Annotated in this window: 22 protein-coding genes; 8 read left to right on the top strand and 14 right to left on the bottom strand. The window is 60.7% G+C overall.

Annotated elements, in window-relative coordinates; genetic code table 11:
* The first annotated feature begins 33 nt into the window (after positions 1–33).
* On the top strand, positions 34–1,344 hold the full coding sequence (locus ACWFSR_RS11065) for a DUF4032 domain-containing protein (protein ID WP_197106292.1): 1,311 nt from the start codon (positions 34–36) through the stop codon (positions 1,342–1,344).
* A 14-nt stretch (positions 1,345–1,358) separates the two neighbouring features.
* On the opposite strand, the gene ACWFSR_RS11070 is transcribed toward ACWFSR_RS11065, so the two are convergent.
* The gene (locus ACWFSR_RS11070; RefSeq protein ID WP_197109558.1) at positions 1,359–1,841 is read right to left on the bottom strand and encodes an Lrp/AsnC family transcriptional regulator; all 483 of its coding nucleotides are present in this window, start codon (positions 1,839–1,841) and stop codon (positions 1,359–1,361) included.
* A gap of 99 nt (positions 1,842–1,940) precedes the next feature.
* Here ACWFSR_RS11070 and ACWFSR_RS11075 point away from each other — a divergent pair, with 99 nt between their 5' ends.
* Positions 1,941–3,125 (top strand): trans-sulfuration enzyme family protein, encoded by a 1,185-nt coding sequence (locus ACWFSR_RS11075; protein WP_197106294.1) that lies wholly within the window; start codon positions 1,941–1,943, stop codon positions 3,123–3,125.
* A gap of 84 nt (positions 3,126–3,209) precedes the next feature.
* Here the strand turns inward: ACWFSR_RS11075 and rlmB are convergent, their stop codons facing one another.
* The 3 genes from rlmB to ACWFSR_RS11090 all read right to left on the bottom strand — a co-directional run bounded on the left by rlmB (position 3,210) and on the right by ACWFSR_RS11090 (position 6,652).
* Complete coding sequence (gene rlmB / locus ACWFSR_RS11080; protein WP_197106295.1) at positions 3,210–4,244, bottom strand: 23S rRNA (guanosine(2251)-2'-O)-methyltransferase RlmB; 1,035 nt, start codon at positions 4,242–4,244, stop codon at positions 3,210–3,212.
* 31 nt (positions 4,245–4,275) lie between these two features.
* Positions 4,276–5,706, bottom strand: a complete 1,431-nt coding sequence (gene cysS, locus ACWFSR_RS11085; RefSeq protein WP_447522386.1) for a cysteine--tRNA ligase — start codon at positions 5,704–5,706, stop codon at positions 4,276–4,278.
* 85 nt (positions 5,707–5,791) lie between these two features.
* On the bottom strand, positions 5,792–6,652 hold the full coding sequence (locus ACWFSR_RS11090; RefSeq protein WP_197109555.1) for a 3-hydroxyacyl-CoA dehydrogenase: 861 nt from the start codon (positions 6,650–6,652) through the stop codon (positions 5,792–5,794).
* Positions 6,653–6,939: 287 nt separating this feature from the next.
* Here ACWFSR_RS11090 and ACWFSR_RS11095 point away from each other — a divergent pair, with 287 nt between their 5' ends.
* Positions 6,940–7,866, top strand: a complete 927-nt coding sequence (locus tag ACWFSR_RS11095; RefSeq protein ID WP_447522387.1) for a sugar-binding transcriptional regulator — start codon at positions 6,940–6,942, stop codon at positions 7,864–7,866.
* On the opposite strand, the gene ACWFSR_RS11100 is transcribed toward ACWFSR_RS11095, so the two are convergent.
* Genes ACWFSR_RS11100 through ACWFSR_RS11110 form a run of 3 tightly spaced genes read right to left on the bottom strand, consistent with a single transcriptional unit; the run spans position 7,853 to position 9,895 of the window.
* Positions 7,853–8,644, bottom strand: coding sequence for an IclR family transcriptional regulator (locus ACWFSR_RS11100; protein WP_447522388.1), 792 nt, complete (start codon positions 8,642–8,644; stop codon positions 7,853–7,855). The two genes, ACWFSR_RS11095 and ACWFSR_RS11100, sit on opposite strands and share 14 nt — an antisense overlap.
* Before the next feature lie 54 nt (positions 8,645–8,698).
* Positions 8,699–9,130 (bottom strand): RbsD/FucU domain-containing protein, encoded by a 432-nt coding sequence (locus ACWFSR_RS11105; RefSeq protein WP_447522389.1) that lies wholly within the window; start codon positions 9,128–9,130, stop codon positions 8,699–8,701.
* A 3-nt stretch (positions 9,131–9,133) separates the two neighbouring features.
* Positions 9,134–9,895 (bottom strand): SDR family NAD(P)-dependent oxidoreductase, encoded by a 762-nt coding sequence (locus tag ACWFSR_RS11110; RefSeq protein ID WP_447522390.1) that lies wholly within the window; start codon positions 9,893–9,895, stop codon positions 9,134–9,136.
* A 225-nt stretch (positions 9,896–10,120) separates the two neighbouring features.
* On the opposite strand from ACWFSR_RS11110, the gene ACWFSR_RS11115 reads away from it, so the two are divergent.
* Genes ACWFSR_RS11115 through ACWFSR_RS11125 form a run of 3 tightly spaced genes read left to right on the top strand, consistent with a single transcriptional unit; the run spans position 10,121 to position 13,255 of the window.
* Positions 10,121–11,407 (top strand): ABC transporter substrate-binding protein, encoded by a 1,287-nt coding sequence (locus ACWFSR_RS11115; protein ID WP_447522391.1) that lies wholly within the window; start codon positions 10,121–10,123, stop codon positions 11,405–11,407.
* 31 nt (positions 11,408–11,438) lie between these two features.
* Entirely contained in the window at positions 11,439–12,344 is a 906-nt protein-coding gene (locus tag ACWFSR_RS11120; protein WP_447522392.1) for a carbohydrate ABC transporter permease, read from the top strand.
* Complete coding sequence (locus tag ACWFSR_RS11125; RefSeq protein WP_447522393.1) at positions 12,341–13,255, top strand: carbohydrate ABC transporter permease; 915 nt, start codon at positions 12,341–12,343, stop codon at positions 13,253–13,255. Before ACWFSR_RS11120 ends, ACWFSR_RS11125 begins: the two co-directional genes overlap by 4 nt.
* A gap of 49 nt (positions 13,256–13,304) precedes the next feature.
* Here the strand turns inward: ACWFSR_RS11125 and ACWFSR_RS11130 are convergent, their stop codons facing one another.
* Positions 13,305–13,829: a PTS sugar transporter subunit IIA gene (locus ACWFSR_RS11130; protein ID WP_447522394.1), complete on the bottom strand. Its 525-nt coding sequence runs from the start codon at positions 13,827–13,829 to the stop codon at positions 13,305–13,307.
* Positions 13,830–13,985: 156 nt separating this feature from the next.
* Between ACWFSR_RS11130 and ACWFSR_RS11135 the strand changes: the two genes are divergently transcribed.
* Both ACWFSR_RS11135 and ACWFSR_RS11140 read left to right on the top strand, forming a co-directional pair.
* Entirely contained in the window at positions 13,986–14,267 is a 282-nt protein-coding gene (locus ACWFSR_RS11135) for a PTS sugar transporter subunit IIB (protein ID WP_197106300.1), read from the top strand.
* A gap of 103 nt (positions 14,268–14,370) precedes the next feature.
* Positions 14,371–15,807, top strand: coding sequence for a PTS galactitol transporter subunit IIC (locus tag ACWFSR_RS11140; RefSeq protein WP_197106301.1), 1,437 nt, complete (start codon positions 14,371–14,373; stop codon positions 15,805–15,807).
* 158 nt (positions 15,808–15,965) lie between these two features.
* On the opposite strand, the gene ACWFSR_RS11145 is transcribed toward ACWFSR_RS11140, so the two are convergent.
* From ACWFSR_RS11145 to ACWFSR_RS11170, 6 genes are all read right to left on the bottom strand, one after another.
* Positions 15,966–16,223, bottom strand: coding sequence for an HPr family phosphocarrier protein (locus ACWFSR_RS11145; RefSeq protein WP_197106302.1), 258 nt, complete (start codon positions 16,221–16,223; stop codon positions 15,966–15,968).
* Positions 16,224–16,299: 76 nt separating this feature from the next.
* On the bottom strand, positions 16,300–17,601 hold the full coding sequence (locus ACWFSR_RS11150; protein ID WP_447522395.1) for a dihydrolipoamide acetyltransferase family protein: 1,302 nt from the start codon (positions 17,599–17,601) through the stop codon (positions 16,300–16,302).
* 1 nt (position 17,602) lies between these two features.
* The gene (locus tag ACWFSR_RS11155; RefSeq protein ID WP_231599651.1) at positions 17,603–18,640 is read right to left on the bottom strand and encodes an alpha-ketoacid dehydrogenase subunit beta; all 1,038 of its coding nucleotides are present in this window, start codon (positions 18,638–18,640) and stop codon (positions 17,603–17,605) included.
* A gap of 5 nt (positions 18,641–18,645) precedes the next feature.
* Positions 18,646–19,620 (bottom strand): thiamine pyrophosphate-dependent dehydrogenase E1 component subunit alpha, encoded by a 975-nt coding sequence (locus ACWFSR_RS11160; RefSeq protein WP_197106304.1) that lies wholly within the window; start codon positions 19,618–19,620, stop codon positions 18,646–18,648.
* A gap of 14 nt (positions 19,621–19,634) precedes the next feature.
* Complete coding sequence (locus tag ACWFSR_RS11165) at positions 19,635–20,960, bottom strand: NAD(P)H-dependent oxidoreductase (protein ID WP_197109552.1); 1,326 nt, start codon at positions 20,958–20,960, stop codon at positions 19,635–19,637.
* 128 nt (positions 20,961–21,088) lie between these two features.
* The gene (locus ACWFSR_RS11170) at positions 21,089–21,490 is read right to left on the bottom strand and encodes a transcriptional regulator GutM (protein WP_197106306.1); all 402 of its coding nucleotides are present in this window, start codon (positions 21,488–21,490) and stop codon (positions 21,089–21,091) included.

The raw sequence follows: 21,490 nt of genomic DNA on the forward strand, positions 1-21,490 counted from the left end.
TGGCGGGCTCGTTCTATTTTCAAGGACACGTGAATGACTGGTTCTGTCAACATCACCGCCGCCACCGTCGATCCGGCCCTGCTGGATCTGCCGTGGGAGTTGCCGCTTGAGCTGTGGCCCGATGATTCCATCGCGATCCTGCCGAAGGGTATTTCGCGACACCTCGTGCGCTTTGCCAATCTCAGCGGCTACGTCGTGGCGATCAAAGAGACCTCGAGCGAGCTCGCCAAGCGCGAGTACGAGATGCTGCGCACGCTGCAGAAACTCGACGTTCCCTGTGTTGACCCGCTCGCGATCATCACGAACCGCACGGCGGCCGATGGCGAAGAACTGAAGTCGGTTCTTGTTACCCGACACTTGCGCTTCTCACTCCCCTACCGCGCTGTGTATTCCCAAAGCTTGCGCCCCGAGACCGCTCGGCGACTCGTCGATGCTCTGGCGGTGCTGCTGGTTCGCCTGCACATTGTCGGCTTTTTCTGGGGCGATGTTTCGCTCTCCAACACTCTTTTCCGCCGTGACGCTGGCGCGTTCGCGGCCTACCTCGTGGATGCCGAGACCGGGCAGCTGTATGACCGGCTGTCGAATGGTCAACGCGAGAACGACCTCGAAATCGGTCGCGTCAACATTGCGGGCGAACTGCTCGACCTGCAGGCCGGCGGACGACTCGAACAAGACATTGACCCCGTCGAGATCAGCAATGGCATCGTCGCCCAGTACCGCACGCTGTGGCAGGAACTCACGGGTTCCGAACGCTTCGACCAGTCAGAACGCTGGCGCATCAACCAGCGCGTTGAGCGTCTCAACGCTCTCGGCTTTGACATCGAAGAACTCGCCATCAAGACGGAAGACTCGGGCACCCGCGTGCGCATTCAGCCGAAGGTTGTGGATGCCGGACACCACTCACGTCGTCTGCTGCGGTTGACCGGTCTCGATGCTCAAGAAAACCAAGCTCGCCGCTTGCTCAATGACATGGACTCCTACCGCGCCGCGTTCGACAAGCAAGACATGGACGAAGAGATGCTTGCCCATGAGTGGGCAGCACGCGTCTTCGAACCTGTCATTCGCGCGATCCCGAAAGAGATGCGCGGCAAGCTTGAACCTGCTGAGGCATTCCACCAGCTGCTGGATCACCGTCGTCAGCTCGCGCAGGATTCCGGTCACGACATCCCGCTGGCTGAAGCGGTTGGCAGCTATGTAGAAAACGTTCTGCAGTTCCGGCGCGACGAGGCAACGATGATCAACCCGCCAACGGGCTCGTTCACGATGCCCATCTCGATACAGGGTGAGCTAGCCGCGGCGGATGACGGTGGCGATGACGAAGAGGACTGGCGCCTCAAGGTCTAGCGCCGCCTCACGCGCTACGACAAGAGCTGCTCGAGTCCGCGCCCGGTCACATGCTCAAAGACCAGATTGGTCTCGGAGTGCGCCACGGCCGGATGACCCGCTAAATAGGTGAGCACGAAGTCTCTGAGCTCTGCCGCGTTGTGAGCCGCAACGTGGAGAAGATAGTCGTCTCCGCCGCCGGTGTGGAAGAAGGCCAGCACCCCAGGCCAGTGGGGAGCGGCGGTTCGGAAGGCATCCACGTCCTCGCGCACGTGCTTGACGAGCTTGATCGAGATGAGAGCTTGCACGCTCACGCCGAGCTTGGCCACATCGATATCAGCGTGAAAGCCTCGCAAATAGCCTTCATCATGCAGCCGGCGAAGACGTTGGGAGACTGTTGACTCGGAAACTCCTGCTGCTGCAGAGAGCGCCGATCCGGACATCCGAGCATTGCCGGCCAAGCTCGCTAAGATTTTTTGATCGATTGAGTCGATCGGCACACTGGTGTTCTCTCTCACGGTCGCCTCCTGCGTCGCAGCTTATGCGAAAAACGACACAATTCGTGAAGATTCTGCAGGAGAGTTGATTAGCGTCGAAGTTTCTGCTGTTATCAAGTAATGCTGCCTCACGACATCCATCTCGAAACCCTTGCTGTTCACGCGGGAATGGAGGGCGTGCAGGAATCTGGTCAACACGTTCCCTCTATTGACCTCTCCACGACCAACCCGCTGCCCAGCGTCGAAGTGGGTGGCGACTCCTACGAGAACCTCGCCACGGGAAATCCCCTCATCGATGGACACTCTGCGGTGTACCAGCGTTTGTGGCAGCCCGGAGTTGCTCGCTTCGAAGACAGCCTCGCGGCCCTCGAAGGCGCTGAAGCAGCCGTCGCTTACGCCAGCGGCATGGCAGCACTCTCCGCGGTGCTCATCGCTATCGCTTCCGCCGGCCGCCCGCACGTTGTGGGCGTTCGCCCGCTCTACGGCGGAACCGACCACGTGCTCGACAACGGACTGCTCGGCACGACTGTGACCTGGGCGGATGCCGACTCGATCGTCAACGCTATTCAGCCCAACACGGGCCTCGTCATCATTGAGTCGCCCGCGAACCCCACTCTCGAGCTCGTCGACATCAAGAAGGTCGTCGAAGCCGCCGGCACCGTGCCCGTTCTCGTGGACAATACCTTCGCGACCCCCGTTCTGCAGCGCCCCATCGAACTCGGTGCAGCCATGGTGCTGCACAGCGCCACCAAGTACCTCGGCGGCCACGGGGATGTCATGGGCGGCGTTATCGCGACAAGCGAGGAGCACGCCAAGGCCCTGCGCAACGTTCGCGCCCTTACCGGTGGCGTTCTGCACCCGTTTGCGGCCTACCTGCTGCACCGCGGACTTCGCACACTTCCCCTGCGCGTACGCGCCCAGCAGGAGACCGCTGGGGAGCTTGCTCGTCGCCTCGACGGCCACCCCGCACTCGCTCGCGTGCTCTACCCTGGCCTTCCCGGCCAGGACCCGTCAGGCCTCATTGGCACGCAATCCGACGGTGCCGGCTCGCTCATCGCTCTTGACCTCGCCGGTGGCTACGACGCTGCAGCGAAGTTCACGGAGTCGGTAAAGCTCATCACGCACGCGGTATCGCTCGGCGGAATCGACACCCTCGTGCAGCATCCGGCATCACTCACGCACCGCCCGGTTGCGTCGGAAGCGAAGCCCGGAGCGGGAATTGTGCGCGTCTCGGTCGGGCTCGAGCACGTCGATGACCTCATGAACGACATCACGGCTGCGCTTGACGCGGTCAGCGCCAGCTAACAGCAGCCTTAAACGCAGAGAGCCGCTGTCCCCTCGGGGGCAGCGGCTCTCTGCGTTGCGGCGCAGGATCACTCCTGCGGCACGCTACTTCTTTTTGCGAGCTGCTGAACGCAGCTTCGAGATCTCATAGAGCGTGACACTCGCGGCGATACCGGCGTTGAGCGACTCGGTCGATGCACTGATCGGGATCGAGACGATGGCGTCACAGTTTTCGGTAACGAGTCGAGAGAGACCCTTGCCTTCGCTGCCGACAACGATCAGGACGGGCTCTTTCGCCAGCGGCAAGGAGGGAAGCGACACGTCGCCATCCCCATCAAGTCCGAGCACGAAGACACCGCGCTTCTTGTATTCCTTGATCATCTGCGTGAGGTTGTTAGCCATGGCAACGGGCGTGCGAGCAGCAGCACCGGCGGAGGTCTTCCACGCGGATGCCGTCATGCCGACTGAGCGACGCTGCGGAACGATGACACCCTGGCCACCAAACGCGGCAACCGAGCGCACGATGGCGCCAAGGTTGCGCGGGTCGGTGATGCCGTCGAGGGCAACGAGCAGCGGAACCTGGCCGCGTGCTTCTACCTTGTCGAGCAGTTCCATGGGATGCGCGTACTCGTACGGCGGCACCTTGAGGGCGAAGCCCTGGTGCACGGAGTCGAAACCAGCAAGGCGGTCAAGTTCTGGACGCATCACTTCGAGCACGGCAATGCCGCGCGAGGTCGCGAGCTTGAGGATCTCCTTGACGCGGTCATCGTATTCGATGCGTGCAGCCATGTAGAGAGTGTGGGCGGGGATCTTGGCGCGAAGAGCCTCGAGCACCGAGTTGCGGCCCGTGACCATCTCGGACTCGTCGGCAGACTTCGCTACCCGCGACCGGCTGGGCTGGCTCGGACGCTGGCCACCCTCAGAGGGCTTGCCACCGTTGCGGCGAGTTCCACCGGCTGCTTCATAGCGCTCGGCAGCAGCCTTGCGCTTGCCCGCGGGGTGGTACGGGCGGTCTTCTGCCTTAGGGGTGGGCTTGCGACCTTCGAGAGCCTGACGTCCCTGGCCTCCCGAGCCGACCTGGGGGCCCTTGCGGCCCTTGCGTACCGCTCCTGCGCGGGGTGTGTTACCTGGGTTTTTCACGAGTGTTGCTCCTGTCGGAAGCGCCGATCAGTCACGGCAAGCTCCAATGCGATCCGGTCGAGTCATCTTCTAGTGCGATGCCCGCCGCTGATAGTTCATCACGGATTCGGTCTGCGACAGCAAAATCCTTTGCTGCGCGGGCCGTATTGCGATCCTCAATGAGCTGTTCAACCAGTACTGACAAAGCAGCAACGGCTGGCTCTGAACGCTCAGAACCCCATCGTGGATCAAGTGGGTTGATACCCAAAACCTGTGCCATAGCGATCACGTGTGACCGCGCGGTGGCAACCGCCGCAAGATCTCCGTCGTCGAGGGCAGCGTTGCCCGAACGAATCGTCTCGTGCACGACCGCGAGCGCCTGAGGCACTGCGAGGTCGTCATCCATAGCCTCGCCGAATGCCTCGGGCACCTCTGTGGTGTTCGCGACGTCGAAGCGAGTGTCTCGCAGTCGACGCGAGGCACGCTCAATGAACACCTCAAGGCGTTCAAAGGCTGCTTCCGCTTCAGCAAGTGACGTGTCAGTGTAGTCGATTGTGGAGCGGTAATGGGCCGCTCCCAATAAATAGCGCACCACGATGGGCCGAGCGGCGTCCAAAAGGTCGCGAGCGAACACCGAGTTGCCGAGTGATTTCGACATCTTCTGCCCGTTGACGTTGACCATACCGTTGTGCACCCAGTGGCGAGCGAACTCGTCGCCAGCCGCAGTCGATTGAGCGAGTTCGTTCTCGTGGTGAGGGAACCGCAGATCGAGGCCGCCACCGTGGATGTCGAAGGCCCCACCCAGATAGCGGCGAGACATGGCAGAGCACTCAATGTGCCACCCTGGACGCCCATTACCCCAAGGCGATGACCATGACGCCGACTCAGGCTCGGTCGGCTTGCTGCCCTTCCAGAGGGCAAAGTCGCGGGGGTCACGCTTGGAACGAGGGTCGGCATCGGCTGCGGCGACCATGTCGTCGAGCTTTTGGCGAGTGAGTTCACCGTAGGAGGGCCACGACTGGGTGTCGAAGTAGACGTCGCCGGATTCGTCGCTTGCGGCATAAGCATGGCCACGCTCGATAAGGGTGGCGATCAACTCGCGCATCTCACCGATGTTGCCGGTGGCGCGGGGTTCGTAGGTCGGCGGCAGAATGCCGAGCTCGTTGTAGCCCGCGGTGAACTCGAGTTCGACACGGTAAGCCAAGGCCCACCACTGTTCGGTCGAGCCTTCGGCTGCGGCATCCGCTGCTCGGGTCAAAATCTTGTCGTCGATGTCGGTGACGTTGCGCACGATCGTGACATCGAGCCCCCGATAGGTGAGCCAACGACGCCAAATGTCGTACACGAGCGCTGAACGCAGGTGGCCGATATGCGGGGATGACTGCACGGTGGGGCCGCACACGTAGATGCCTACCTTGCCCGGCTCACGGGGATCGAGGTCGAGAAGGCTGGCACTGCGAGTGTCATAAAGGCGAATAGTCACTAAGCAAGTTTAGCGACCAACGCTGGACGTTACACGGTCGGGTAGAGAGCACGGGGGAAGGTGAGCACCCCCGTGCCTCTCAGCACTACTTCGTGTAGGTGTAAAAGCCTCGACCGGTGGAAATACCGAGGTAGCCCTTGTCGATGTATTCGGCCTTCATCCACTCGGCGAACCGCTTCGTGTTCTCGTCGCCGTGGGACATGATGTTGTACGGAGTCGTGAGCCCAATAACGTCAAGGATCTGGAACGGTCCCATGGGGGCGCCGGTGGCAATCCGCCACGTGTTGTCAACGTCAGCGGGCTCTGCGTAACCATCGGCCGCGAGCTCTGCCGCAGCGTTAAGGAACGGAACGAGCAAGGAGTTGAGAACGTAGCCGGCCTTCTCCTTGTGGATCGGAATGGGAACCATTCCGATGGACGAAGCGAATTCGACCACTGCAGTGAAGACTGCGGGATCGGTGTCGCTCGTGCCCATGATCTCGGCAGTGTTGAACTTCCAGATCTGGTTGGCAAAGTGCAGCGCCAGGAACTTGTCAGGACGACCGGTGGAGTCCTTCATGTCGCTCGGCAACAGAGTCGACGAGTTCGTGGCGAAAATCGTGTGTTCGGGAGCGAGCTTTCCCAGCTCGGCGTACGTGGTCTTCTTGAGGTCTAAAATCTCGGGGATGGCCTCGATGACGAGGTCAGCATCCTTGACGGCGTCGGCGAGGTCGGACGAGAATCGTACGCGTCCGAGAGCTTCTTGTGCCTTGCCGTCTGCCGCGCCAGCGACGCTGTCGTCAACGTACGTTTTCGCGAGTCCGTCGAAACGAGTGCGCGCCTTCTCGAGCACCTCGTCGTTGATGTCGTATGCCACGACCTCAAATCCACTGAACGCGGTTTGGTAGGCGATCTGCGATCCGAGCACTCCAGTGCCCAGAACCGTTACACGCTGAATGTTTGTCATTGTGTTCTCTTCTCTTCGGTTTGTAACCTGATCCGATCCTCCCAATTTACTCCCGATCGTCTGAACCTTGGCTGTGCCCCAGAAGTGAGCCAGCCGGATTTGGCCCGCACAAAATTCGGATGTTTCCTGTGGAAACTAGCGCGTTGGCCGGCAAGCCTTCCACACTCCTAGCTAGCAGAACCCTGCAAATCACGCGCACGGGTGTGAAGACCGAAGTAGAATCAGTGCAAATCAGCAACGAAGCATGAGAGAGGAATGGACCGATACCCAGTCCACGCAATCAGGCCATGCTTGTGAAGGCAGCCACTCTCTATTACCTCGAGGGCAAATCACAAGCCGAAGTCGCCCAAGAGATTGGCGTCTCGCGATCGAACGTCTCGCGCGTTCTCGCTGACGCCCGCAAGAACGGCATCGTCGAGATCCGCATCAACGATCCTTTCGGTCGCGCTCAAGACCTCGAAGCCCAGCTCGTCGCCCGCTACGGACTGCGCGAGTGCCGCGTCGCCCCCAGCACCGGTGCCGACAATCAACTTTCCCGCGTTGGCGCACTCGGCGCCCAGTGGCTCATCGACAATCTGCCCCGCGATGGCGGCGTGGCACTCTCCTGGGGTTCGAGCGTTCAGGCCGTCGTCGACGAGATTCCGGATGACGCCTCCCACGAGAACATCGAAGTCTTGCCTCTCGTCGGTGGGCTTTCCATCGTCGATTCCGCTCGCGACGGCAACGTTCTCGTGCGCTTGCTCGCCACCAAACTGGGAGCGCAGCACCGCCGCCTTTACGCGCCCGCCGTCGTCGAATCCCGCGAATCCCGCGAAGCATTCCTGCGCGAGCCCTCCATCACGGGCGTTCTGAACGCATCACGGCGCGCCAAGATCGCCATTGTCGGTGTCGGTAACGTCGGCGTCGGAGCTTCCGGGGCCATCATCGAGTCGATGAACCTGAGCAAGACAGAACGCAGCGAGTTCGCGGCATCCGGAGCCGTCGGTGACTGCTGCACGCGCTTCTTCGACCGCGACGGAAAACTGGTCGAGTCTGTCGTCAACGACCGCGTTATCGCGATCGACCTTGACGAGCTCGGCAACATTCCCACCGTCGTAGGCGTCGCCGCCGGAGCCCAGAAACTAGAGGGCACCCATGCTGCGCTGAAGGGTGGGCTCTTTGACGTGCTGGTTGTCGACTCCGACCTCGCGCTCGCGCTCCTCAACCAACGTTAGGCGCGCCTGAGACCTCAGCGCTGGCTTCTTCGTTTCGTGGACGCCAGCCGAGCTCCCTCGAGATCGCGGTGGTCGTATCTAAAAGGTCGTCAATGTTCTTGACGAGCTCTGCGATATCGGCCTTCTCCCGGAATGATGTGATCGAGATAGCGCCGGTGACGCGCTCGTTATGATCCCAGACCGGGGCCGCAATACAATTCGAAACGATATCGAATTCGCCCTCATCGGTCGCCCAGCCGCGCTCTTTGACGGTGGCTAGTCGGTCGAGAAACTCGCCCTTGGTCGTGATGGTGTTCGGCGTGTAGCTCGTGAAAGTTGCATTCGCCAGGATCCGATCGCGGGACGGGATATCGAGGTTCGCAAGAATCGCTTTGCTGACGCCCGCGGTGTGCAGCACGACGAATCCCCCGATCGTAGTGTTAAGACTGATGCTTTGAACCGGCTCGATCTTATCGACGTAAACGATATGCCCCTCTTGGGGAACGGCGAACTGGATCGTTTGATTGGTCGATTCAGAGAGTCGAACGATGTAAGGGTGAACCACGGTGCGCAGATCGAACTGATTAATGGCGGACTGCGCAAGCCCGGCGAGGCGAAACCCCACACCGTATCGGCCAAAGTCATCTTTGCGAACAAACCCCGCCGCCGACATTGTTTGCAAAATCCTGAGAGCTGTCGTTCGATGCACTCCAAGCTCTGCGGCGATCTCCCGAAGTTCACGAGGGTGCTCGCTGCAGTATTCGAGGATGTCGATCGCCCTGCTCACAGTTTGTGACATGGTTCACTCCGTTGCATCATCCGCACACCCTGTGCACGCATTCGACTGGTTCTGTCACGATACCGCTGTTTGAGTATTCACTCCAACGGTGACGAGAATGTTGGCGAATCGCCGCGTATCGCCGGTGACGATGCACAAGATGAGATTGTCACTGCGAATGAGATCGTAGAAAGCATCTCGCTCCAACACGTCATGAGGCACATCGACACCCAAGATTTGCTTGACCTCGCCGCAGACGGGGCTCTCTATTGCGTCGAGCGTCAGCATGCTCGTATAGCGCTCAAACGGAACCATGCGCGTCAGGGTGGCAAGGACATCAGTGGTGAGCGGAGCTCCCGCCGTGAAGTTCAGATAGGCCACTGTCGCCCGGCGACCCGAGATCGACGCCGCCGCAAAGTGCGCATCCGCAATCATGATCGTGGACTTATGCCCCGCAGCAGCGAGCGCTCCCAGAATAGGTGGGTGGATGATCGGTGCGCTAATCACGCGCTATCCGAAGTACTGTGCGCCGTTGACATCGAGCACGATGCCACTGACGAAGCTTGCTGACGGACTGGCCAACCACGTAGCCGCCGAGGCGACATCTTCTGGCGTTCCGGCACGCCCAACAGGAATAGTCTCGATCGTCGCCGCTTTCGAAGCGGCTGAGGTGAAACGGTCGTGGAACGGCGTTGCCTCGATGAAACCTGGGGCTATCGCGTTTACGGTCGTTCCGGCCGGACCGAGTTCTTTGGCCAGCCCGCGAGTGAATCCGAAGATGCCAGCCTTGGTCGTGGCGTAGGCAGTTGCGCCCGCATGTCCACCGTTGCGTCCAGCCAGAGACGCGATGTTGATTATCCGCCCGCCCTCCGCCGCCAAGATAGGCAGTGCATGCCTGGTGGTCAGAAACAGACTGTCGAGATTCACAGCGACGACTTGATCCCAGAGGTTGGCGCTCATTTCTGCAATCGATGACCGCTCGACTAGCCCACCAACGTTATTGACAAGAATGTTGATCGCCCCGAACTCAGCGGCAACCTGCGCAATCGCGGACTCGACCTCAGCCTCGCTGGTGGCATCGAGTTGAATAGTTAGCGGGCGATGCCCTGACGCGCGCTCAAGCTCGTTCAAGAAACTCTCTTCCGGCGCGTGCGATCGATAGGTCAGAGCAACGCGTGCCCCCTCTGCTACCAATCCAGCCGCAATTGCGCGCCCAATTCCGACGCCGCCACCTGTGACCAGCGCGGATTTACCCTGCAAAGTGTTTCCCATTTCGTGCCCTCTTCCTTCTCGTCATAGTGCTGCGCAGCAGTGCCTCGCCCTGGGACGAACATCACATTCAGCGCACACACTGTGCATTATACGCACAGATATTGGTATATCAGAGAAGTTGTTTTTTGCTTGACAGCCCTCTCGGGGCGCCCATAAGATGCACAATGCGTGCGTATGTTGCACAGGCATACAGCGCGGAAATGCTCATCAGTCAAGGAGGACCGAATGAAACACAGCATTAAACGAACGCTGGCACTGGCAGTAGTCGCCGCGGTCAGTTTGTCGTCATGTTCAGCGGCATCGACCGATCCCGAACGCGAAGCAACACTGACGATTTGGAACCCCCAGGACAACTGGCGCCAAACAACAGATTTCTATAAAGACAAGATTGCTGACTTCGAAGAGCAGCACCCAAACGTCACTATCAAGTACGTCGACATTCCCTACGGCCAATACGAAGCCCGTTACACCGCCGGGTTTGCGAGCAAGAGCGATGCCCCCGACATCTTCATGGGTCAAGTGTCGTACTACGGCGGCGCGCTCGGCGTAGCCGGCCAAGCTCCGGATGATCTGCAAGAGCTGTGGGAAGAGAACCTGACTCCGCTCACCGCCGGCAACTTCAAGGTAGACGGCGAGTGGAGCGGCTATCCCGTCAGCTCCGACCTCGGCATGGAACTCTTCTACAACATCGACCAGTTCGTTGAAGTCGGACTCGACCCCGACAACCCTCCCGAGACCTTCGAGGAACTGCGTGAATACGCTGATCTGCTCGCGACTCAAGACTCCTCCGGCACAGTCACCCGCAACGGAATGGCCCTTCGCTATTCGGGAAATCCGACCGGCATCGTCGATAAGGCACTCCCCTACATTCACGCGTTCGGCGGACGCCTGTACGCGGAAGACAACTCAACCGCCGACGGCTACCTCAACAGCGACGAAACGGTCGCGGGGATTCAATACATGCAAGACATGGTGACCGACGGCGTTTCAAGCTTGCAGCTTGGTACCCCCGATGACACTTTCGCGCAGGGCCTCTCGTCGATGACCTTCCGCGAGGGTTGGTATGAGGGCTGGCTCAAGCAGAATGCTCCCGAGGTGAAATTCGGGGTCGTGCCCTACCCCACCGGTGACGCCGGCTACCCGAAGGTAAGCCTGCTCTTCAACTGGGGTTGGATGGTCAACGACAGCAGCCAGAACAAGGATCTGGCCTGGGACTGGATGCGGGCGATCTCCGACCCCGAACTCGACCTCGAACTGGCACAGCTCGAAGGCTATATGCCCGTGTGGTCGCAGAACTTTGACGATCCCTACGTGGTCGATCGCACCGACTACGTCGCCGTTCAAAAGCAGCTCGCTGAGGGTGCCGGACCGGTCTACAACGCGCCGTACACCAACCAAATAGCTACGGCAGTCGGTGCCGCTATAGAACGCGCCCTTCAAGGCGACGATGTTCGCGAATCGCTCGACGCCGCCGTCACAGAGGTCAACGAACTTCTCGAGCGAGGCAACTAGGTACTCCACCCAGTTCGAAAGGCTTCACACCATGACAGTCCCCACTCTTGGGAGACAGAAAAGTTACTCTCGACGCACCACGATTCGAGCGTTCCTCTTTCTCGCTCCCGCCCTGTTCTTCGTCGTTCTGTTGTTCCTCATTCCTCTGGGGTACAACATTGTGATCAGTTTCTTTGACTGGTCCGTCATCGGACGGCGTGAGTTCATCGGCATCGAGAATTATGTATCCGTAGTTACGAGCGAGCGGTTCATCAACGCCGCAGGAAACACCCTGTACTTCACACTGCTCGGGGTGCCTGCCGGCGTCGTACTCGCGCTCATCGTGGCTCTCGGCTTCAACGCCTTGATGTGGAAACGTGGCTCCGGGCTGATTCGGGCGCTCTACTTTGCACCCGTCGTTGCCTCGCTCACCGCGGTGGCATTTGTGTGGCTGTGGATCTTCAACCCCGCCTATGGGCTCGCCAACAGCATCCTTGGATTCTTTGGAATCGCCGGTCAAGACTGGCTGACAAGCGATGAGCAAGTCATCCCGTCGCTGGCGATCATGTACATCTGGGCCAGACTCGGGTTCAACGTGATCATCTTGGTTGCTGGCCTCAATGGCATCGATCGTTCCTATTACGAAGCGGCCCGGCTCGATGGCGCCGGGCCGCTTCGGATGCTGTGGTCGATCACTCTGCCCTTGCTGAACAAGCAGCTAGTGCTGGTCATCAGCGTCGAAGTGATGAATGCGTTCAAACTGTTTGAGCTTCCCTTCGTGGCGACGAAGGGCGGCCCGGTCGGCTCAAGCCGCTCCATGGTTATGGAAATCTACGAGTTGGCATTCCGCCTCGACCGGTGGGGGGAAGCCGCCGTCTACGTGGTGATCTTCTTTGTGTTCTTGGTAGCGATCACGGCCGTAATTCGTAAAATCTTCACGAAGGACATCTCAGAATGAGTACTTCATCGGTAAAAGACCACCCAGTAGCCAGCACCACCGCACCGCCTGCGCCAGCCGCGACCAGAAAACGCTCACGCTCGTGGCGCACGGCCAATAATCTGAAGCAAGCCGGCATTTTCACGGCCCTCACCCTCGGCGGCCTCGTGATGATGCTGCCGCTGGTATGGGTTGCTCTTTCGTCGCTCAAGAAGCCGTCGGAGATTCTCGAAGTGCCCGTTCGTTGGTTGCCGGATAACTTTTTCAATTTCGACAACTACGTCGAGCTCTTTGCGCAATACAACTTCGGGCAGTACATCGCCAACTCGTTCATCGTGACGGGCATTGGCATTGTGACCAGTTTGGTCATCGCACTTCTCGCGGCGTATGCCTTTGCCTACTACCAGTTCCCCTTCAAAGAACCGATTTTTCTCTTAGTGCTCGCCCTGTTTATGGTTCCCCAAGAGGCACTCGTCATTCCGATGTTCCTCATGGTCTCCGAGGCTGGCCTCACTAACACCTACATCGGCATGGCCCTGCCCGACCTGTTTACGGTTCTCGGGGTCTACTTGCTCCGACAGTTCATGGAGGGCATCCCCTACAGCTACGTTGAAGCTGCCCGCGTGGATGGCGCGAGCGAACTGCGAATCTTGACCCGGGTCATCACCCCCATGGTTGCCCCCGCGATCGTAGTTTTCGTGATCATCAAGTTCATGTTCACCTGGAACACGTTCCTCTGGCCACTGCTCGTCGCTCAAGACGAAGCGATGTACACGGTGACAGTAGGGCTCGTGAACTTCGCGGGATCAGAATTCAACCAGTGGAACCTCATCAATGCCGCAACGATGATCAGCATGATCCCGACGATCATTCTGTTTGTCACTCTTCAGCGTTTCCTCGTGAAAGGCGTCGCCCTCAGCGGAATGAAGTAGGAACCGGCACGACAGTCGGGCCGCACCATGATGGTGCGGCCCTTCGTCGTTATTGAGCGGCGGTTGAGGCCAGCAGGCCCGCGAACGCTGAGGCGAGTTCCTCGGGAGTCGTGGCGGCGCTCAGAGCCTCGTGCCAGCCATCGAGTTGGAACACGGCGATGAGTTGCGTGAGCATCTCCGTTTGCGCGTGCGGCTCGGTGACCAAAATGAGCACCGCGACTCTGGCTGCGACAGTGGAGTCGGCTCCGCCCATCTCGCCGAAGTGAACTGGCTCTGCCAGCATCGCAATCCCGAGGCCTGATTCGATGGCATGCTCGACATCCGCGTGCGGGATAGCGACAGGGATGACGGTCGGCAGCCCGGTGGGGTACGCGCTTTCGCGTTCGAGAAGTGCCACCTCATAGGTGGGATGCACGGCTCCGACGGCGAGTGCCTGGGTCGCGAAAGCCGTGAGAACTTCCGCACTCGAATTCGCCCGCAGCCCCACAAAACTGAGGTCGGCGCGGGGCACTACGGTCGCGGTCGCGCCGTCGTGGTTGGTGTCTGCCGCAGCTGCGTTGGTCGTGTCGCTCATGAACCCTCATCCTTCATTGGCGGTGGTTAAGTCTCGTGCCTGTCGGGCTCTTGGTGACTGTCATAGTCAAAACAAGAACCACTTGTACACATTTGTACATCAAACGTGCATAATTGTGTCACAACAGTCCTTCGCGAATACATTGGAGTATCGAAATTGGCCTCAAAACGCATCCTCGTGATCTGCGGCACCGGAGTAGCAACATCCACCGTGGTTGCAACCAAGATTAAGGATTTCTGCGCCTCCAAGGGCCTCGACGCCACAATCTCGCAAGGCAAAGTAACCGACACTCTGCGCGGCGACCTCGCTGCAGACTTCATCGTCGCCACTACCCAAGTGCCCGACTCGGTCGGAATCCCCGTTATCGCCGGACTCCCGTTCCTTACCGGAATGGGCCTCGACAAGGTGTATGCCGAAATCGAGAAGCAGTTCGCCTAATTCACCCCTACGTCGTGCACCGCAGTTAACCATTGCGGTGCATTACAGCGCGCTCTAGCGCACCCACACCACTCACTTCAGACAGAGAAATGGACGTTCAACGTTGAACATCATTGAAGATATTCTGACGAATATCACCAGCTATCTCACGGCACTCGGTGCCGCGGTCACCCTGCCGATCCTCATCACCATCTTCGGCATGATTCTTGGCCAAAAGTTTAGCCAAGCCCTCCGCGCCGGTGTCCTCATCGGTATCGGCTTCATCGGAATCAACCTCGTCATCGGTCTCATGGCCGGCACCGTTGGTCCCGCCGCGCAGGCTCTCGCCGTGAACCTCGGCGTGAACCTCACCGTTCTCGACGTTGGCTGGCCCGCGAGCGCCGCCATCGCCTTCGGATCAACCATCGGGGCGGTGATTATCCCTGTCGGCATCCTCGTCAACATGCTGCTGCTGTGGTCAGGCCTTACCCGCACGTTCAACATTGACCTCTGGAACTTCTGGCACTTCGCCCTCGTCGGCGCTCTCGTCGGTGCCGTCACCGACAACTTCTGGATCGGTATCGCCGCCGCCGCCGTGCACATGGTGATCGTTCTGGCCCTCGCCGACCTCTCTGCGCCGCTGATTCAGAAGTACTTCAACTTCCCCGACATCTCGTTCCCGCACGGCACCAGCGCGCCGTACATTCTGTTCGCGATCCCCTTCAACTGGATCTTCGACCGCATCCCCGGCTTCCGCAACCTGAAGGCCGACCCGCAGTCCATCGAGAAGCGTTTCGGTGTCTTCGGCGAATCGATGATCCTGGGTCTCGTGCTCGGAATCATCATCGGGCTTGCTGGCTTCGGCTTCGACGACCCGCGTGAAGACTCGATCGCAATTCTCGTTCTCGCGATCAGCCTCGCTGCCGTTCTGCTGCTACTGCCGCGCATGGTGTCGATCCTCATGGAAGGCCTCATCCCCGTCTCCGACTCCGCTCGCGAGTTCGTGCAGAAGCGTTTCCCCGGCCGCAAGTTCTACATCGGACTCGACACCGCGATCGCAGTAGGACAGCCCGCTGTGCTCGCCACGTCGCTCGTGCTCGTGCCGGTTACCGTGTTGATCGCTATTGCGCTTGCTCCCCTGGGCAACCAGGTGCTGCCGCTCGTTGACCTTGCGACCCTGCCGTTCATCGTGGCCATGATGGTTCCGATCTTCCGCGGCAACATCGTGCGCTCCGTCATCGGTGGCGCCATCGTTATTGCGATCGGCCTGTTCATCGCCACCGCAACGGCACCGCAGTTCACGGCCATCGCCGAAGCGTCCGGCTTCAGCGACAACCAGGGATCACAGCTCATCTCGTCGCTCGTCGACGGAGCTAACCCTCTGACCGGTCTGTTCTTCGGAGTAGCAAACCTCGGCGGCTGGACCATTGCGGTCCTCGCCGTTCTCTCCCTCGGATTCGCCTACTGGGTGAGCCGCCTCGAAAAGAAGCGCGACATCGTTCGTGCTCAGGTCGAAGCGGATGCTGTTGCAGCATCCGACGAAGAAGCAGCCAAGGCCTAACCGGCCTGGCTTCGCCGCCGAAAGCCCCGCTCCCCCAGGAAGGAGCGGGGCTTTTGTGCGCGCACTAGACGGCACTGAAGGAGAATCGCCCACCGGTGAACGGCGCTTAACGCACAGAAGGCCCGCACCATGCCGGTGCGGGCCTTCTGGGTAACGAGTTATTCGACGGTGGCGAGTAGCTCTGCGAGCTGGTCGAGAACGCTGTCAGCGCCCTCATCGTCCGAAGCGATTGTGACGGTTTCTCCCTGAGCAACGCCGAGCGAGATCACCGCGAGGATGCTGGCTGCGTTGACAGCCTTCTCACCCTTAGCGACAGTGATCTTGAAACCGCTCTTGCTGACGGCCTGCGTGAACAGTGCAGCGGGGCGGGCATGAAGTCCGGACGGCGAAACGATTGTGGCTGTGCGTTCTGACATGGTGTACCTATTTCGAAACGTGGTGGACAGCGCCCGTACGGAGCGCTGGGGTGGAACCCGCGAGCGGGTTGCGGCTCTAGAGCAAGCGCTCCGGGGTCGCGACGAGGTTGGTGATGGTCGCGAGCATGCGTGCGGCATCCGCACCGTCAGCTACACGGTGATCGACGGTGAGGCCGATCGTGCAGCTCAAACGAACACCGAAGGTTCCATCAGCGAACACGCGCATGCGTGGCTTGACGGCCCCCGACGACAGAGCCGTCGACTGCGGTGGTGTCAGTAGTGCGTTGAACGATTCCACGCCGAATCCACCCAGGTTCGAGAATACGCTTGTTCCGCCGCCGAGGCGCGCTGGCGGCAGTGTGCCGTTACGCGTCTCGTCTACGACGGTGGCGATTTCGGCTACCAGCTCAGCGAGCGTTCCCTCGTGCGAGTTCGTCAGCACTGGCGCGATGAGCCCCGATGGTGAGTCAATCGCGAGCGCGATTCCGATGTGCTCGTTGGCAGCAACTCCCCCATCAGTCCAGGTGCCATTGAGCGCAGCGTTCTCGGCCAGAGCGATTGCTTGAGCCCGCACAAAGAGTGCGGTCCAGCTTGCGCCGCCGAGCGTGGTTTTGCGCACGGCAGCCAAAGCTGACAAATCGAGATCAACGTAGGCAGTGAACTGCGGAACGAGAGCGGATGCCGACATCACCTTGGCAACTTGCTTGCGGGTGCGCAGACGGCGAGCTTCTACCGGGTCCACCGCGGGAGCGGGGGCTGCGGCAGCAGCGGGAGCGACAGCGGGCGCCGCTGGGGTCGCTGCTGCCGGGACGGCAGCAGCGACGGGTGCTGCAGCGGTCGGAACGACCGCAGGGGCAACGGGAGCGGCTGGCGCGACCGGTGCCGCAACTGGCGCAGCGGGTGCTGCGGTAGCCGCTTCGACATCCGCGACCCGCACGGTGTTGTCTGGGCCGGTCGGTGTCACGGTCGCAAGGTCGATGCCTGCGGCTTCTGCTGCACTGCGTGCGGCCGGAACGGCAGGAATCCAACCGGTGGCGATCGGCGCAGGCGCAGCAACGGGCAGAGCCGCGTCAGCCGCGACCGCAGCCGGAGCCTCAACAAAGGGCTCATCGAAGAGTCCGCCGAGCAGGTCATCAGCTTCGGTTGTGATGAACGCGATCGTGTCGCCTACCGCGTAGACGTCATCGGGCTGCGCAATGATGCGAGCGAGCACACCATCAAATGGCGACTCCACTTCCATGTCGACCTTGTCGGTCGCGACCTCACAGATCGGTTCCCCGGATCGAACCGAGTCACCTTCCTGCTTGAGCCACGCGACCATCGTGCCCTCTTCCATGGTCATGGACATTTTGGGCATTGTCAGTGGCAGCTCAGACATGTCACCACTTCCGAACGAGATCAGTGGCTGCCGCGACGATATCTTCAACCTGAGGAACCGAAGCACGTTCGAGCTTGGGTGCGTACGGGATGGGAATGTCGAGGCCAGCAAGACGCTTGATCGGCGCACGAAGGTAGCCGAAGGCATCCGACTCGGAGATGATCGCAGATACTTCGGACATGAAGCCGAGTGTACGCACAGCCTCTTGAACGAGCAGGACACGACCGGTGGCCTTGACGGTGCGCAGGATGGTGTCGCTGTCGAGCGGCTTGAGTGTGCGCGGGTCGACCACGGTTGCTTCGATACCGTCGGCGGCGAGAATCTCGGCAGCCTCGAGCGCGCGGCTCACCTCGACACCGGTGGCGATGATCGTGAGATCCTTGCCCTCGCGAGGAACAGCAGCGACACCGAGCGGAGTGCGGATGTCTCCCGTGCGCACCTCTCCCGAGGTCTTGTAGAGCAGCTTGTGCTCGATAACCATGACCGGGTTGGGGTCGTCGATGGCCGACAGCAGCAGGCCCTTGGCGTCATCCGCCGTGGCTGGCATGACAACTTTGAGTCCAGGAATGTGCACGAACCACGCTTCGAGGCTCTGCGAGTGCTGCGCGGCAGCACCCGTTCCCGAACCGCCGGGAGCGCGAATAACCATCGGCACGCTCACCGCGCCGCCGAGCATGAAGTGGATCTTCGCTGCCTGGTTCGCGATCTGGTCCATGGCCTGAGCCGTGAAGTCAGAGAACTGGATCTCCACGATCGGGCGCATGCCCGTCATCGCTGCACCGACACCGGCACCCATGATGCCGAGCTCGCTGATGGTGGTGTCGCGGATGCGGTCGGGGCCGATCTCGTTGATCAGCTCGCCGGTCACTCCGAAGGCGCCACCGTAGGTTCCGACGTCTTCACCCATGATGAAGACGGCGGGGTCCTTAGCCATGGCGATGCGCATAGCGTCGCGAATGGCCTCAGAGTAGGTCATTGTCACTGTCTCGGCCGTTGCGGGGGCCGCTGCGGGCTGGGCCGCGGTCGTCTCAATAGTCATCGTTGTTACCTTGCGTAGACGGCGGAAAGAAGATCGTCAGCAGTGGCGTCCGGCGCAGCGTTGGCGCGCTGAACGGCACTGCGCAGCTCGGTGCGCACGTTGTCGCGCACAGCGTCGATGTCAGCCTGCGTCAGGCCACCGGCGGCGAGAGCCAGAGCTTCGAAGTGCGGGATCGGGTCCTTGCCGCGCCACTCATCGATCTCGTCGCGCGTGCGGTACAGGTTCTTATCTGACTTCGAGTGTCCGCGCCAGCGGTACGTCTTCGCTTCGATGAAGGTCGGTCCGCCGCCGGCACGAGCGCGGTCAACCGCTTCCTTCGTGGCATCGTAGACAGCCTGAACATCGTTACCGTCGACGGTGACTCCGGGGATGCCGTAGCCCTTTGCGCGGTCAGAAAGCTGGTCGAGATTGAAGGCCTTCTCCGACGACATCGACATTCCGTAGAGGTTGTTTTCGCACAGGAACACCACGGGAAGCTGCCACATGGCCGCGAGCACAACACCCTCGTGCCAGGCACCTTCACCCATCGCACCGTCACCGTGGAAGCTCACAGCAACCTGCTTGGTGCCGCGCATCTTGGCCGACAGCGCTGCGCCGGTCGCGATCGGGATTCCACCGGCAACGATGCCGTTAGCGCCGAGGTTTCCGGTTTCGGTATCCGCAATGTGCATCGAGCCGCCACGTCCGCGGCAGTAGCCGGTTTCCTTGGCGAGGAGTTCGGCCATCATGCGCTCCATGTCGGCGCCCTTGGCGATGCAGTGACCGTGGCCACGGTGCGTCGAGGTGATGTAGTCGTCCTTGTTGAGGGCGAGGCACGCACCGGTCGGCACGGCTTCTTGACCGATCGAGAGGTGCATGGTGCCGTGCATGAGGCCTCGACCGTAGAGGTCTTCCACTGCTTCTTCAAAGCGGCGGATCTTCCACATGGTGGCGAGGCTGGCTGCCGCGAGTTCGCGGTCCGCAACGATCTGCGTGTTCATAGAGGTCACCTTTCTTAGGCGGAGAGCAACGATGCGAGTGCAGGAACCTGCAACTGGCCATCGGCGAGAAGGGCATCCTGCAGCTTGCGCAAGATGACAATGGTTTTTGTTTCGTCGAGCTGTACGTCGTCGTAGGTCACCGCGGTGCCCTGGGCAACGTCACGGATGAGCGTGCCCGCCGATGCGAGACCGATAGGCAGTTCGCGCCCGGCCTTAGCCTCGGCTGCCGGAACAGCATCGCCGTAGACGTGCTCGCCACCGATACCGTCGATCTTCTCGCCGACCTTGAGGTCACGCTTGGCCATGGCCGAAACATCGGCGTTCCAGGCGATCGGAGCAAGCGACGGCTGGCGGTCGATCATGACCTCACCAATCGAGAGCACTGCCTCGACGCTCGCGAGGTGGTACGGGCGGTAGAACGCGAAGTAGGGGCCCTCGCCGAGCTTGAGGTAGCTGAGCTCCTCATGAACAACGGGGTCGGTTGCCTTGGCCACAACGAACACTCCAGGAGCAACCGGGCCAGTGGCGTAGTCAACAACACCGCTGCGGTCGAGAATTCCGCCGTCTTCGATGGGCTTGAAGATGTCCTGCAAGGTCGGCACCGTTGCGGCCGGTCCGTGCATCGAACGCTTCGTGAGCTCGAGGTTTGCCGCGTTAGCGAGGGCAGCCATCTCGATCATCGTCTTGGTTCCGTCGACGAAGCTGCACAGCATCCGCGGGTTCATGCCCTTGGCTTTTGCTTCTGCTTCGAGGCTGCTGGGGGTAGCGGTTTCGTTGAGGGGGTTGTTCTTGCCCTTACCGGCGAGAACAACGTCGAGACCGATGTCTTCGACGTACTCGACGAGCTTGAGGCACTCAACGGGCTCGTCGCCACGGCAGACCGTGTAGATGTTGCCGGTCTGCGCTGCGATGCGAGCCAGGAGGAGACCGACGGTGACGTCTGCTTCCACCGTCATGAGGGCGACGTCCTTGCCGCCGAGCAGCGATGCCAGCGCGACCTTGGCGGCGATCTCGGGAACGCCCGAGCACTCGATAACCATGTCGATGGGGAGCTTGGGGAGCGTCAGAGCGTCGTTGACGACAACGTGGCCGCCCGCTTCGATCGTGGCGGCGAGAGCGTCAAGGTCGGCCGACTGGTCGACGTCGGTGATGCCGGCGTTGGCGAGAGCGCTTACGGCACGGTCGATCGCGATGTCGGCGACGGCGGTGATGTCGACGCCCTTTTGACGTGCGATCTGGGCGATGAAGCCGGAGCCCATCTGGCCTGCTCCCACGAGTCCGATGCGGACGGGACGACCGACCTCACGCTGACGCGCAAGCAGTTTGTTTGTGTAACCCATGACTACCCCTTTGAAACCACGTTATATGCACTTATGTGCGTTAGTTAATCAAGTATGTGTATTTAGTATGCCCCGATAGGAACGACGATGCAATGCCGGATGCCTAAGCACCCGAACATGCACGGTCGCTACTTGCGGGCTGCCGCTGCGACGTTGCGCTTGTACGTGACCCAGTACTGCTTGGTCGCATAGTCCACGGCTGCGGTCATCATCTTTTCCTTCGTGCGAAGCACGGCGGTATCAAGATCACCGATCAGCTCGGGCCGCGGCTTGAAGTGCGCCATCACGGTGCTGCCCACCATGGCCTCAGCGGCCACGATGCGCGACGTTGATGCGTCGACGACGAGAAGCACGATCGCTCCCCGGAGGAAGTTCTTGCCTCGTCCGGAGACGAGGAAGTGGTCTTTGACGCCGAGGAAGCTGGTTCCCAGGCGCTTGGTTGCACGTGAGTACGTGCGCTGTTGAAGAAGGCTGAATACAACGCTCAGAACGAGCGCTGCCATCAGCAGCAATGCGAAGCCGGTGTCCAT

This window comes from Salinibacterium sp. NYA9b (assembly GCF_976973725.1).